The sequence below is a fragment of the Paraburkholderia unamae genome, assembly GCF_003268775.1.
GTDB classification, from domain to species: Bacteria; Pseudomonadota; Gammaproteobacteria; order Burkholderiales; family Burkholderiaceae; genus Paraburkholderia; species Paraburkholderia unamae.
In genome coordinates this window covers 1-12784 of sequence record NZ_QLSU01000049.1, presented here as the reverse complement: position 1 = coordinate 12784, position 12784 = coordinate 1, and the positions used below count along the sequence as shown (strand labels likewise).

12 protein-coding genes, 1 tRNA gene and 1 pseudogene are annotated in these 12784 nt (G+C 65.8%); 6 read left to right on the top strand and 8 right to left on the bottom strand.

Annotation, left to right across the window (positions count from 1 at the left end; all coding sequences use genetic code 11):
- Positions 1-115: 115 nt before the first annotated feature.
- On the top strand, positions 116-1408 hold the full coding sequence (locus tag C7401_RS42065) for a D-amino acid dehydrogenase (protein WP_373864494.1): 1293 nt from the start codon (positions 116-118) through the stop codon (positions 1406-1408).
- 11 nt (positions 1409-1419) lie between these two features.
- Here C7401_RS42065 and C7401_RS42060 read toward each other — a convergent pair whose 3' ends face one another.
- The 7 genes from C7401_RS42060 to hcaE all read right to left on the bottom strand — a co-directional run bounded on the left by C7401_RS42060 (position 1420) and on the right by hcaE (position 7047).
- Positions 1420-2361 (bottom strand): TauD/TfdA dioxygenase family protein, encoded by a 942-nt coding sequence (locus C7401_RS42060; protein ID WP_112177969.1) that lies wholly within the window; start codon positions 2359-2361, stop codon positions 1420-1422.
- Between the two features lie 213 nt (positions 2362-2574).
- Positions 2575-2651 (bottom strand) — tRNA-Val (locus C7401_RS42055).
- Positions 2652-2750: 99 nt separating this feature from the next.
- Positions 2751-3995, bottom strand: a complete 1245-nt coding sequence (gene hcaD / locus C7401_RS42050) for a 3-phenylpropionate/cinnamic acid dioxygenase ferredoxin--NAD(+) reductase subunit (RefSeq protein WP_112177968.1) — start codon at positions 3993-3995, stop codon at positions 2751-2753.
- A 13-nt stretch (positions 3996-4008) separates the two neighbouring features.
- On the bottom strand, positions 4009-4824 hold the full coding sequence (hcaB, locus tag C7401_RS42045) for a 3-phenylpropionate-dihydrodiol/cinnamic acid-dihydrodiol dehydrogenase (RefSeq protein WP_112177967.1): 816 nt from the start codon (positions 4822-4824) through the stop codon (positions 4009-4011).
- Entirely contained in the window at positions 4824-5144 is a 321-nt protein-coding gene (gene hcaC / locus C7401_RS42040) for a 3-phenylpropionate/cinnamic acid dioxygenase ferredoxin subunit (RefSeq protein WP_112177966.1), read from the bottom strand. The genes hcaB and hcaC overlap by 1 nt, the downstream gene beginning before the upstream one ends.
- A 2-nt stretch (positions 5145-5146) precedes the next feature.
- Positions 5147-5695 (bottom strand): 3-phenylpropionate/cinnamic acid dioxygenase subunit beta, encoded by a 549-nt coding sequence (gene hcaF, locus C7401_RS42035; RefSeq protein WP_112177965.1) that lies wholly within the window; start codon positions 5693-5695, stop codon positions 5147-5149.
- Entirely contained in the window at positions 5692-7047 is a 1356-nt protein-coding gene (hcaE, locus tag C7401_RS42030; RefSeq protein ID WP_112177964.1) for a 3-phenylpropionate/cinnamic acid dioxygenase subunit alpha, read from the bottom strand. Before hcaE ends, hcaF begins: the two co-directional genes overlap by 4 nt.
- Before the next feature lie 124 nt (positions 7048-7171).
- Between hcaE and hcaR the strand changes: the two genes are divergently transcribed.
- Positions 7172-8050, top strand: coding sequence for a DNA-binding transcriptional regulator HcaR (gene hcaR / locus C7401_RS42025; protein WP_112177963.1), 879 nt, complete (start codon positions 7172-7174; stop codon positions 8048-8050).
- Here the strand turns inward: hcaR and C7401_RS42020 are convergent.
- Positions 8047-8850, bottom strand: a complete 804-nt coding sequence (locus tag C7401_RS42020; protein WP_112177962.1) for a DNA-binding transcriptional regulator — start codon at positions 8848-8850, stop codon at positions 8047-8049. The genes hcaR and C7401_RS42020 overlap by 4 nt on opposite strands.
- A 192-nt stretch (positions 8851-9042) precedes the next feature.
- Between C7401_RS42020 and C7401_RS42015 the strand changes: the two genes are divergently transcribed.
- From C7401_RS42015 to C7401_RS42000, 4 genes and pseudogenes are all read left to right on the top strand, one after another.
- A complete protein-coding gene (locus C7401_RS42015) occupies positions 9043-10902 on the top strand; it encodes a bifunctional 3-(3-hydroxy-phenyl)propionate/3-hydroxycinnamic acid hydroxylase (protein WP_112177961.1) in 1860 nt (619 codons plus the stop codon).
- Between the two features lie 2 nt (positions 10903-10904).
- Positions 10905-11849, top strand: a complete 945-nt coding sequence (locus C7401_RS42010) for a 3-carboxyethylcatechol 2,3-dioxygenase (protein ID WP_112177960.1) — start codon at positions 10905-10907, stop codon at positions 11847-11849.
- Positions 11850-11878: 29 nt separating this feature from the next.
- The gene (gene mhpD, locus C7401_RS42005) at positions 11879-12667 is read left to right on the top strand and encodes a 2-keto-4-pentenoate hydratase (RefSeq protein ID WP_112177959.1); all 789 of its coding nucleotides are present in this window, start codon (positions 11879-11881) and stop codon (positions 12665-12667) included.
- A 13-nt stretch (positions 12668-12680) separates the two neighbouring features.
- A pseudogene (locus C7401_RS42000) lies at positions 12681-12784 on the top strand (acetaldehyde dehydrogenase); the annotation flags it as partial.

The following is a 12784-nucleotide window of genomic DNA, read 5'->3' as shown; positions in this document are numbered from 1 at the left end:
AGGGGCGTGCCGAGAGGCAGCGCCCCTTTTTTGCGCGTGGCCCCTTTAACCTGAGGTTATACCCCGCGCGCAAATCGCAATTGAGTTCCGTAGGGTTCCGGGCGAGACTGGTGGCGTGGGCCGTGAGGGTTCGGCCGCAAGCGAAAGAGAAGAACGGACTATGCGAGTTTGCGTGTTGGGCGGTGGGGTGATCGGCGTGAGCACGGCGTACGCGCTCGCCCGTGATGGGCATGAGGTGACGCTCGTGGAGCGCCATGCGGACGTGGCGCGCGAAACGAGTCACGCCAACGGCGGCCAGCTCAGCTATAGCTATGTCGCGCCGCTGGCCGACCCGTCCGTGCTGCCGAAGCTGCCGCAATGGCTGCTCTCGCGCGACGCCGCGTTGCGCTTCGTGCCGCGGTTCGATCCGCACCAATGGCGCTGGTGCGCCGCCTTCCTGCGCGCCTGCACGCGTGCGCGCAGCCAGGCGACCACGTCGGAATTGCTCGGCCTTGGCTTTCTGAGCCAGCGCCTCATGCATGAGGTGGTCGAGCGTGAATCGCTGGCGTTCGACTACGTGCGCAACGGCAAGCTCGTGGTGTATCGCGACCGGGACGGTTTCGAGGGCGCGCGCCGCCAGGCCGGGTATCAGGCGCAACTGGGCTGCGTGCAGCATGCGCTCGACGGCGCGGCGTGCGTCGCGCTCGAACCTGCGCTCGCGCATATCGGCGGCGAGATTGCGGGCGGCATTCACACGCCGGGCGAAGAGGCCGCCGATTGCGACCGGTTCACGCGCGGCCTCGCGCACGCGGCGCAGCGCGACGGCGTGGCCCTGCAACTCGCCACGGAGTTCTCAGGACTGCGTACGAAGGGCTTGCGCGTGCTGGCCGCGCAAACCTCGCAGGGCGACATCGAGGCCGACGCGTTCGTCGTGTGCCTCGGCTTCCAGAGTCAGCCGATGCTCGCCTCGCTCGGCGTGAGCGTGCCCGTGTATCCGCTCAAGGGCTACAGCCTCACGCTGCCCCAGGCAAACGCGCAGGGCGCGCCGCGTGTTTCCGTGACGGACGCGCATCACAAGGTCGTCTATGCGCCGCTCGGCGAGCGCCTGCGCATTGCGGGCATGGTCGATCTCACGGGTATGAACCCAGGCGCCGACACCGCGCGCATCGCGCTGCTCACGCGTCAGGCGCGCGAAACGTTTCCCGCCGCGGGTGACTACGACGCCATCCAGACGTGGACCGGCATGCGGCCCGCCACGCCGGACAGCAAGCCGCTGATCGGTGCGACGCACTTTCACAACCTGTGGCTCAACACGGGTCACGGCGCGCTGGGCTTCACGCTCGCGCTCGGCAGTGCGCAACTGCTGGCCGATCTGCTGGCGCAGCGCGAACTGCCGATCGACGGCGACGCATTCGCGCCGGGCCGCTGACGCGCTTTCCCTTATTGCAGGGTCCCGCCTTCTTCGCGCACGACCACGCTTTCACGGCCGTCGATGCTCACCGGCACTTCGCCGCGCACGGTTGCGCGCCGCACGATACGGCGCGCGTCGCCGTAATCGTTGATCGCATAGTGCTGGGTGGCGCGGTTGTCCCAGATCGCCACGTCGCCCTCCTGCCAGTTCCAGCGCACCGTGTGTTCGAGCCGCGTCACGTACTCGTGGAAGACCTGTAGCAGGTGCGCCGAGTCGGTCACGGAAAGCCCTTTGATACGCTGAACGAAGTGGCCGAGCACGAGCGTGCGCTCCCCCGTTTCCGGATGCACGCGCACCACGGGATGCTCGGTCTCGTAGACCTTCGACGTGAAGACTTCGCGATAGCGCTTGAGTTGCGCGCTGTCGGCGTTTGCGTGCCTGGCGGCGTAGTCGTAGGCGTTGGTGTGCAACGCCCAGAGCGTGTCGGCCAGCGCGCGCAGCGGTTCGGGCAATTGCGCGTAGGCTGCGGCCGTGTTCGCCCATACCGTATCGCCGCCGAATGGCGGAATCACCACGGCGCGCAGGATCGAAACTTTCGGGTAGGCGTCGACGAAGGTGACGTCGGTGTGCCACGAATTGGCGCGTGCGCCATGCAGCGAATCGAGTTCGAGCAGACTGCCGCCTTCCACCGAGGGCACCGTGGGATGCGCGACCGTCACGCCAAAGCGGCGCGCGAAGGCTTCCTGCGCGGCGTCGTCGAGATGCTGCTGGCCGCGGAAAAAGAGCACTTTGTGGCGCAGCAAGGCGGCGTTGATGGCGTCGAATGTTGCCGGATCGAGATCGGCGTGAAGACGCACGCCGTCGATGCGCGCGCCAATGTGGCCCGCGACGCGATGAAGGTCGAGCGTGGTTTCGGTGTGTGGCGCGGACGGAACGGAAACGGCGGGGCGTGGCGTTTGAACGTCGGACATCGAAAGTCTCCTCGGCTGGACGTGGAGCGTCCATTCAAGCAGGCTTGCCGCGTGAGAAGAACCGACGATTTCTGCGAAGCTATGCGCGTGGTTGCGCGCTATGGATAGTAGTGCGTGTCATTAGCGCGCACCAAAACAAAATGACGCAGACCCGCGAGGGAATGCGTCATTCACAAGATGCTGCAAGGTACAACTTCTTTACTGCATGTTCGTTGGTAGGCTCGATTGGATTCGAACCAACGACCCCCACCATGTCAAGGTGGTGCTCTAACCAACTGAGCTACGAGCCTGTTGAGCGGCGAATTATAGAGACACCCGCGCGTGCTTGCAAGTGCTTTTCTCGATTCGGATGAAACACCGTGTTTTCGAGGGCGCTTGCCTGCGAACCCCTAGGCGAATTCGCGCGCCAGATTGCGCAGGTTCTGCGCGGGATCGGCGAGCGTTTCGCGGGCAATGCGCGCGCGTTTGACGATCAATGCCTTGGCGCTGCGCATGTCGCGGCCCTGGTTCACGGTGATCGCGCCAACCAGCGCGCCTTCGCCATCGAGGCCGAACAACACGCAAGGCGGCGCGGCCAGCGAACCGCGCGCGAGCCACTCCGGCGCGGCCATATCGCCCGCGAACTGGATGTTGAGGCCGCATTGATCGGTCCAGAACCAGTCCGCTTCGTGCGCTTGCTCCGCTTCGGGCGCGAGGCCCAGCATCGCGCGCGCGGCGGTTTGCGCCTGGCGGTTCGCGTTCTCCCATGTTTCGCGGCGCTGGTGGCGGCCGCTCGCTTCGTCCCACTGGCTGGCGGCGTCGCCGGCGGCGTAGATGTGCGCGCACGAGGTGTGGCACTGCGCGTCGATCACGATGCCGTTGTCCACGCGCAGGCCTGCCGCCTCGGCGAGCGCGGTCTCCGGGACGACGCCTATGCCGTAGATCACCGCATCGCCCGCAACGCGCGTGCCGTCTTCGAGCGTCAGCACGATCTCGCCGTTCTCACGCGCCGCCGCCGCGAGCGGCGAGCTCAGATGCAGCGCCACGCCGCGCGCACGGTGCAGGTCGCACAGCGCTTCGGTCAGCACGGGCGGCGCGCAGCGCGCCATCGCGCGTGGGGCCTGCTCGATCACCGCGACCTGCGCGCCGAGTTCGACCGCGCTCGAGGCGAGTTCGAGGCCGATCACGCCCGCGCCCACCAGCAGCACACGCTTGCCGGGTTGCAGCACGGGCACGAGGCGTTGGGCGTCGTCGAGCGTGCGCAGCGTGTGCACGCTTTCTCCGAGGCCGCCGAGCGCGTCGAGCACCGGCAGGCGGCGCACGCGCGCGCCTGTGGCGAGCAGCAAGCTGTCGAAGGCGATCGACTCGCCGCTATCGAGCGTGACGGTGCGCGCCTGCGCGTCGAGCGCGGTCACGGCCGCGCCGAGCCTCAGCGCGATGTTCCGCTCGGTGTAGAAGGTCTCGCCGTGAATGGCACAGCGCGCCGTTTGTGGCTGAAGCAGTACGTCTTTCGAGAGCGGCGGCCGCTCGTAAGGCGCGTGCGCTTCCTCGCCGATCAATACGACGCGGCCCGCGTAGCCTTGCTGGCGCAGTTCGGCGGCGGCGAGCGCACCCGCCTGGCCGGCACCGACGATGACGATGGTCGAGGCGTTCATGTTGTATTTTCCGTTACAGATGCAGTCCGCCCGCCGCGTGACGAATGCCGCGAATGCCCAGGCCCGCGTCCGCGTTGATCATCACGCCGCTCAGCACGCGATTGTTCGCACGCGAGGCGAGCATGACATAAGGGCCCGTGAAGTCGGCGGCCTGCGGGAAGAATTGCAGCGGCAGGATGCTCGCGATCGCTTCGGGCGAACGCGAGTCCATGATGCGCAGGTCCTGCTGGCCGAGCGAGGCGGGGCCGCGCAAATCGCTCGCCATGCCGCACGGCCCAACGCCGTTCACGCGCACCTTGGGCGCAAGCTCATAGGCAAGCTGGCGGATGATGCCCACGGCCGCATGCTTGCTCGCGGTGTACAAGGGCCCGCCGCCGCCGGGGTAGAACGACGAGTTCGAGAGCGTGAAGATCATGCTGCCTTCGCTCGCGATGAGCGCGCGCGCCGCGGCTTTCGCGCCGAACAGATAGCCTTTCACGTTGATCGAGAAAAGCTCCTCGTAACCGCTGTCGAGTTGCTCGGGCGAGAGATCGACGAGGCCCGACGCGTGATCCCAGATCGCCGCGTTGCCGACGAAGGTGTCGAGCTTGCCGAAGGTTTCGACGGCGGCGCTCACGGCGCGCTCGTTGTCGGCGTACGAGGTGACGTCGCCCTGCACGGCAATCACGCGTTGTGAGTCGAAGCGCTCGCGCAAAGCCGCGACCTTTTCCGCCGAGCGTTCGAGCACGGCCACGCGCGCGCCTTCTTCCAGAAAGCGTTCGACGAGTGCGAGTCCGAGCCCCGATCCGCCGCCCGTGATCAACGCCACTTCATGATCCAGCCAGCCCATTACGCAGCCTCCGGCACGTCGACATACACTGCGCCGTCAACGAGCGCAACGGGGAACGTCTTGAGCGGTTCCGTTGCGGGCTGACAAAGCGCCGTGCCTGTTTTCAGGCAAAAGCGCGCGGCATGCAGCGGGCACTCGACGGTGCCATCGTCTTCGATATACCCTTCGGACATCGAAGCATTGCCATGCGAACAGCGGTCGTTGAGCGCGAAAAGCTCGCCATTCACCTTGAATACGGCGATCGCGGCGGACGGGCCGTCCACCTTGATCGCTTCGCCATCGGACAATGCGTCGTCCTGGCAGACAAAAATGCGGGCCATGATCAGAAAAGCACACTCAGGTTATGGGAAGTGAGCACCGCCTGGTCGAGCGTGATCTCGCGGCAGCACACCTGCCAGCCTTGCGCGCCTTCCACGCGGCGCACACGGTCGATGCGGCGGCCCGCGTAGATCGTCTCGTCGCGCTCCTTTTGCGAGCGGTAGAGCAGGTAGTTCACGCGCGCTTCGTATTCACCGGGCGTTTCGGTGGTGAACACGCGCAGGTTCGTCACGAGATGGCGCGTGCGCGAGGGCGGCTCCTCCGCCCAGGCCATGCCGGTTTCGAGGCGCGCCACGCGGCGTTCGAGCTGGAAATGCGTGTCGTTGAAGATCCACGTGGTGGGCGGCTGCACGCCGCGCCGCCGGTCGCGCGTTTGCGCGTTGACCGTCGTGCGCATGGTGTAGCGAATGTCCTTCGCCATCACGTCGAGCCACGCGCGAAAGCGCCATTCGTCGAGCAGCGCCGCTTCTTCGAAGAGGAATTGCTCAATCTCGTGATGCAGTTGGAAATCCACGCGTGCGGGCGCGAAATCCAGTTCGGCGACGTCACTCATTTGAGCACCTCCGCTTCGTAGCGCGCGGTGCGCTCGTTCACTTCGTCCCACGTTCCGGAAACCAGCAGATCGGCCCAGCGGCGGTACATGCCGCGCGCCGCCGTTTCCGAGAAAATATAGTTCGTCATGCCAGGAATGCCGTCATTGCGCACGCGCTCGTTGCCAAGGCCCATTTCGAGGCACAGCTTCGTCTTGCGCGCGCGGCTGCCGCGCAGCACCTTCTGCACTTCGGCCCAGTTTTCCGAGTCGTCCTGTTCGAGGAAGCCTGCCGGGCCGAACGCGCGCGTCGCGCTGCGCTCGAAGGCGGCTTTCACTTCGTCGGAGGCGGCTTTGTCGGCAATGCAGAACGCCCACACTTCCACCTGGTTCGGGCCGCGCGGGTGCCACACGCGCAGCGTGGCCGTGCCGTTGAGCCAGGAAAGCGTGGGGAACATGTTGTTGTGGCCCGCAAGACGCAGCGCGCGCACCTTGCCCAGGCGCGCTTCGGCTTCGGCATAGGTGTCGCGGAAATACTGCGAGACTTCGCCGTCCACCCATACGTTCGCGTCGGGCTGCTCGGTGAAGAAGAAGCCGCTGCCGTGGCCCGCCTGGCCATATTGGAGCGCGTCTTTCGCGGTCTCCCACACGGGGCGCGCCGTCTGGCCCGCGCCCAGCGCCTTGTCGGCCGCGCCTTCCTTCGCGCCCAGCACTTCGATTGCGGAAGCGTGCGTGAAAAGCGCGTGATACTGGTCGCTCGCGAACTGCTCGGCGGGGAATTTCCAGTTGCAGTCGATCACCCACTTGTGCACGCCGCCCACGATCTCGGTGCCGCCTTCGCGGCGGTCGAGCACGCCGTCCAGATACCAGGCGATGTCACCCATATAGGTTTCGAGGTCGGGCGCGTCGGCGTCCCAGTTGCCGAACACGAGGCCTTTGTACACCGCCACGCGCGTGACTTCCTGCAAGCCCCATTTCTCCTTGCACAGGCCCTGCGGATAGGCGCGCGACTCGAGCGGCACATCGATGAGCGCGCCGTCCACGCCATACGACCAGCCGTGATACGGGCAGGTGAAGGCGCGCGTGTTGCCGCAGTCGGCGTGGCTCACGCGCATCGAGCGGTGGCGGCACTGATTGAGGAAGGCCTTGATCGAGCCGTCCTTCTGGCGCACCACGACGATGGGGTCTTCGCCCATGTAGGTATTGAAAAAGTCGCCGGCTTTCGGTATTTGACTGACGTGGGCGAGAAAAAGCCAGCAGCGGCCGAAAATGCGCTCGAGTTCGAGCGCGTAAATGTCGGGATCGGTGTATATCGACGACGTGACGCGGCCGTTTTGCGCGTCGACGAGTGCATCGATGTCGATGGTTGCGGACATACGAGTCTCCTCCGTGGCAGCATTGCTTTTTTGGCGGGAATGCAGACGGATGATCGGCGCTCGCTAAACCGTTGTGAAATATTTTGTTTGTAGCCAGTAAGACTTTCGAACGATAACTCCGAGCATGGAACTGAGACACCTGCGCTATTTCATCGCCGTCGCCGACGAACTGAGCTTCACGCGCGCGGCTCAACGCCTGCATACGGCGCAACCTTCGCTTAGCCAGCAGATCCGCAATCTGGAAGACGAAGTCGGCACGCCGCTTTTCGAGCGCACGCGCCGCAAGGTGGAGTTGACCGAGGCGGGCAAGGTGTTTCTCGCCGAGGCGCGCCTCGTGGTGGCGCAGGCGGATCGCGCGGTGGCGCGTGCGCGCCAGGTGGGGCAGGGACGCGCGACGGTCACGATCGGCTTCGTGCCCGCCGCGGAGATCCGGGTTTTCCCGGTGATTCTGCCGCGCTTGCGCTTGCGCTACCCCGACGTGAACGTGGAACTGCGCAGCCTGCCCACGGCGGAACAGGAAGAGGCGCTGCTGCGCGGCGATATCGACGTGGCGTTCATGCGGCGTCCTGTCGTGTCGCCGGCGTTGCGCAGCGAGGTCGTGCTGACCGAGCCGCTCGTGGTGGTGCTGCCGAGCGGCCATCCGCTCGCCAGACAACAGCGCATCGCAGCGGCGCAGTTGAGCGGCGAGCCTTTCATCAGCACGCATCCGCAATTCTCGGGGCAGGTGCACAGCGTAGTGGAGGCGTACTGCGAAGCGCACGGCATCGAGCGCAAGGTCGCGCAGGTCGCGACCAATATTCTGCTCAATCTGAATCTGGTAGGCATGGGGCTGGGCTATGCGCTGCTGCCCGCGTATGTCTCATCGCTCACGAGCAGCGCGATCTGCACGCGGCCGCTCGAAGGCGAGCCGCCCACCATCGACCTGCTGATGGTGGCGCGCAACGAGCCGCATACCGCGGAGCTTGAAGCGTTGTTCGAACTCGTGCGCGAGAACGAGGCTTAACGCTTCGTGTTTTCCTCCTGCGCTTCGAGCGCCGCGACCATCTCCTGCGCGGCGCGCTGCAACTCGGGCACAAAGCGCCGCACGGCCTCCGCCGGATTGATGGCCTGCTCCAGATAGATCACGTTGAGGCTCGCGAGCACGCGCCCGTGCGCTTCGATGGCCGTTGCGAGCGCACCGATCTTGCGTTGATCGGACCAGTCGCCGTGGTTCGAGCCGAAGCCGTCCGCGCGCGTTTGGCGCACGAGATTGCGGATAAAGGCCTTGTCCGCTGCGAGCTTTTGCTGCTGCTCGCCGCCAGTGCCCGCACGCAATAGCTCCAGGATGTCCTCGCGTTCCGCCTCCGGGCACATCGCGAAGTACACGCGGCCCGCCGATGTGAGCAGCATCGGCAGGCGGCGCCCCACCATCGCGCGGTGAAACGACAGCGGGCTGAAGCGGTGTGTGGTCTCGCGAATCACCATGGCGTCGCCGTCCGGCGTCGTGAGGTCCGAAGGCCACACGGTGCGCTGGAGCATTTGCGCCATGATCGGCGGCGCGATGGTGGCGATCAGCTCGTCGTCGGTGAAACCTTCGCTCAGGCCGCGCACGTTCATCGTCAGACGAAAGCTGTCGTCTGACGCGCTGCGGCGCACGAACCTTTCCTCCACCAGGGTTTCCAGCAGGCGTCGCACCGTCGTGCGGTGCAGGCCCGTCGCCTCGCTCAGTTGCTGGCTCGTCGCGCGCCCGTTCTCCATGGCGTTGAGCGCCTGGAGCACCTGGAGACCGCGCGCCAGCCCCCGCACGTTTGCATACTTCGTCATCGAAAATGCCTTAAAAATCAACTGTGTGCATTCTATGCACATTTCTCTAAAAATGTTGAGCGCGTATCGGGCGGAACCTAGACTCGCTTCCATTCACCGGACTGTGACAAAACGTCCAACCGGATGATCCGTTTTCAGGCACCACCTGTCAGCATCCGCAGCGACCGCATAAGTCGCGCGAGAAGGAGACACATGAACACCCCCCTCGCCCACGAGGCGGATTCCGTCCGCCCCCGCCACATCGCCACCGACATCGCCATCATTGGCGCGGGTCCGGTCGGCCTCATGATCGCCAATATTCTCGGCCTGCAAGGCGTGCGTGTCACGGTCGTCGAAAAGCTCGATCAGATCATTGACTACCCGCGCGCCATTGGTCTGGATGACGAAGCATTGCGCGTGTTCCAGTCGATCGGTCTGGCCGATGTGCTGCTGCCGCACACCACGCCCGACCACTGGATGCGCTTCGTCACGAAGGACGGTCACTGCTTCGCCTCGATCGAGCCGCGTACCGACGAATTCGGCTGGCCGCGCCGCAACGCCTTCCTCCAGCCGCTGGCCGACCGTGTGCTGTACCAAGGCCTTGATCGCTTCGAGCACGTGGACGTGCTGCTCGGCCACAGCGTCAATGCGTTCGAGCAGGACGCGCAGGGCGTGACGATCGACGTGAGCGACGCGAACGGCGAGCGCCGCACGATTCGCGCAGCGTACATGGTTGGCGCGGACGGCGGCAACAGCTTTGTGCGACGCGCGCTGAACGTGCCCTTCGAAGGCCGCACGAAGCCGAATCAATGGATCGTGGTGGACGTGCGCAACGACCCGATCGGCTCGCCGCATATCTATATGCATTGCGACCACGAGCGTCCTTATGTTTCGGCTGCGCTGCCGCACGGCATTCGCCGTTTCGAATTCATGGTGATGCCGGGCGAGACCGAGGAAGAACTCTCGAAGCCCGAGAACATGGCCGCGCTGATCCGCAAGGTGGTGGCCGATCCGGACAAGGTCGACTACATCCGCAAGCGCGTGTACACGCACAACGCGCGACTCGCCGAAACGTTCCGCGTGGACCGCGTGCTGCTGGCGGGCGACGCCGCGCACATCATGCCCGTGTGGCAAGGCCAGGGCTACAACAGCGGCATTCGCGACGCGAACAACCTGGGATGGAAGCTCGCGATGGTCGCGAAGGGCCACGCCGATGGCCGCCTGCTCGACACCTATACGGTGGAGCGCCGTGCGCACGCGCGCTCGATGATTCACCTCTCGGAAGTGGCAGGCGACATTTTCGCGCCCACCACGCGATTCGGCGCGCGTTTCCGCGACACGTTCGTGCGCTGGATGAACGTGTTCCCTTCGGTCAAGCGTTACTTCGTGGAAATGCGCTTCAAGCCGATGCCGCGTTACGAAGCGGGCGTCGTGCTGCTGCCGCCGCCGCAAAAAACGGGCGGCTGGTTTGCGCGCCTGCTGGAGCGCTCGGGCAACTCCGCGCCGGGTCGCCTGCTTGGCCTGATGAGCCAGAAGCGCGATTCGCTGATCGGCCGCCTCGCGTATGGCCGCGATCCGCTCGCCGCCTCGCCCGTGGGCCGCATGTTCATTCAGCCGCGCGTGCGTCTGGCCGATGGCCGTGTGGTGCGCCTCGACGATGCGATCGGCAATGGCTTCGCGGTGCTCGCCTGGGGTGCCGACCCGACCTTCGGCCTCACGCCGCAGGCGCGCGCACTGTGGGAGCGCCTGGGGGCGCGCTTTGTCTTCGTGAAGCCCGATGTGCAGCTCGAATATGCCGACGACGTGCCCGAAGGCGTGCTCGCGCTCGGCGACGTGCAGGGCCGCCTGAAAGAGTGGTTCAGCCGCCTGCCCGAGTCCGTCGTGCTGCTGCGTCCGGACCGCTTCGTTGCGGGCGTGTGCACGCCGCAGCAGGTATCGGAGTCGATTGTCGAACTCGCGGGCAAGCTGGGTGTGACCGACGCCACCGAACTTGCGCTGCGCGAAGCGAATGCGGCCGCACCGCAAAACCGTCCCGTGCGCGGCGTGGCTGTCGCGCGCGCAGCAGGAGCATGAGCATGCCGATTCACCTCGAATGTCTGTCGCACACGCCGTTGCATGGCTATTTCGATCCGCTGCCCGATGTGGTGGCGGAAGTCGAGCGCGTGGGCCGCACCGCGCGCGAGCGCGTGGAAGCCTTCAACCCCGACGTGATCGTTGCGTTCGCACCCGATCACTACAACGGCTTTTTCTACGACATGATGCCGCCGTTCTGCATCGGCGCGCGCGTGGAGGCGATCGGCGACTTCAAGAGCATGGCGGGCACGCTGCCAGTGCCCGAAGCACTCGCGCATACGCTCGCTGAAAATGTGATGGACGCCGATATCGACGTGGCGCTCTCGTACCGCATGCAGGTCGATCACGGCTGCGCGCAGGCGCTCGAAGTGCTCACGGGCGGCCTTGACCGCTACCCGGTGATTCCGGTGTTCATCAATTCGGTGGCGCCGCCCATGGCGACGCTGCGCCGCGCGCGCCTGCTCGGCGACGCGATTGGCCGATTCTTTTCACGCAGCGACAAGCGCGTGCTCGTGGTGGGCTCGGGCGGCATTTCGCACGAACCGCCGGTGCCGGAACTGCTCGGCGCGACGCCCGAAGTGGCCGAGCGCCTGATCGCGGGCCGCAATCCCACGCCCGACTCGCGCGCCGCGCGCCAGGCGCGCACCGTGGCCGCCGCGAAGTCGTTCACGGCCGGCGACAGCCACCTGCATGCGCTCAACCCCGAATGGGACCGCGCGTTTCTCGCGCGCCTCGAATCGGGCGAGCTGACCTCGGTGGACGGCATGACCAATGCCGCGATCACGCGCGACGGCGGCAAGTCGGCGCACGAGATCCGCACGTGGGTGGCGGCGTTCGGCGTGCTGGCCGCTTATGGCCCGTATCGCGCAACGCTCGACTACTACCGCGAAATTCCCGAGTGGATCGCGGGTTTCGCCACCATGCACGCCACGCCCGCCGCGGCTTGATCGAACAATACGGACTCCGGAGAATCAACATGTCAGATTCGAAACTCGTCGCGGCGCTGGCCGCCCGCCTGCGCGAAGCCGAAGCGTCGCGCAACGTGATCGAGCCCGTGCGCGGCGAGATCGCCTTGGACGATATCGCCACGGCATACGCCGTGCAACAGGCCAACGTCGATCTGCGCGTGGCGAATGGCGAGCGCATCGTGGGCCGCAAGATCGGCCTCACGTCGCTCGCGGTGCAAAAGCAACTGGGCGTCGATCAGCCCGACTTCGGCGCGCTGTTCGCTTCGATGGCCTATGGCGACGCCGAAGCGATCCCGCTCCCGCAACTGATCCAGCCGAAGGTGGAAGCCGAAATCGCGCTGGTGCTGGAGCGCGACCTCACGCATGAGAAGCACACCTTCGTCGATATCCTGCGCGCCAGCGCCTATGCGCTCGCGGCCATCGAAGTGGTGGACAGCCGCATCCAGAACTGGGACATCCGTTTTGTCGATACGGTGGCCGACAACGCGTCGAGTGCGCGCTTCGTGGTGGGCAGCCGCCCCGTGCCGCTTTCGAAAGTGGACCTCACGGCATGCGCGATGGAACTCTCGCGTGACGGCGAAGTGCTCTCGCGCGGCAACGGCGCGGCGTGCCTCGGCAATCCGCTCAACGCCGCCGTCTGGCTCGCGGACCGCATGGTCCGGCTCGGCACGCCGCTGCGTGCGGGTGACGTGGTGCTCACGGGCGCGCTCGGCCCGATGGTCGCCGTGAAGGAACCCGGTATCTATACAGCGCAGATCGAAGGCCTTGGCAGCGTTCGCGCGACTTTCTCCGCCTGACACAGGAATTCATATGGCTTCCGAAAAACTCAAGGCCGCGATCATCGGCTCCGGCAATATCGGCACGGACCTGATGATCAAGATCATGCGCAACAGCCAGCATCTGGAGATGGCGGC

What these genes read in the sequence shown, in the direction of transcription:
- hcaE (WP_112177964.1), bottom strand. Translation starts at nt 7,047, where the DNA reads ATGTCCGCAACCATCGACATCGATGCACTCGTCGACGCGCAAAACGGC.
- C7401_RS42020 (WP_112177962.1), bottom strand. Translation starts at nt 8,850, where the DNA reads ATGACGAAGTATGCAAACGTGCGGGGGCTGGCGCGCGGTCTCCAGGTG.
- hcaB (WP_112177967.1), bottom strand. Translation starts at nt 4,824, where the DNA reads ATGGGCTGGCTGGATCATGAAGTGGCGTTGATCACGGGCGGCGGATCG.
- mhpD (WP_112177959.1), top strand. Translation starts at nt 11,879, where the DNA reads ATGTCAGATTCGAAACTCGTCGCGGCGCTGGCCGCCCGCCTGCGCGAA.
- hcaD (WP_112177968.1), bottom strand. Translation starts at nt 3,995, where the DNA reads ATGAACGCCTCGACCATCGTCATCGTCGGTGCCGGCCAGGCGGGTGCG.
- C7401_RS42060 (WP_112177969.1), bottom strand. Translation starts at nt 2,361, where the DNA reads ATGTCCGACGTTCAAACGCCACGCCCCGCCGTTTCCGTTCCGTCCGCG.
- C7401_RS42010 (WP_112177960.1), top strand. Translation starts at nt 10,905, where the DNA reads ATGCCGATTCACCTCGAATGTCTGTCGCACACGCCGTTGCATGGCTAT.
- hcaF (WP_112177965.1), bottom strand. Translation starts at nt 5,695, where the DNA reads ATGAGTGACGTCGCCGAACTGGATTTCGCGCCCGCACGCGTGGATTTC.
- hcaC (WP_112177966.1), bottom strand. Translation starts at nt 5,144, where the DNA reads ATGGCCCGCATTTTTGTCTGCCAGGACGACGCATTGTCCGATGGCGAA.
- hcaR (WP_112177963.1), top strand. Translation starts at nt 7,172, where the DNA reads ATGGAACTGAGACACCTGCGCTATTTCATCGCCGTCGCCGACGAACTG.
- C7401_RS42015 (WP_112177961.1), top strand. Translation starts at nt 9,043, where the DNA reads ATGAACACCCCCCTCGCCCACGAGGCGGATTCCGTCCGCCCCCGCCAC.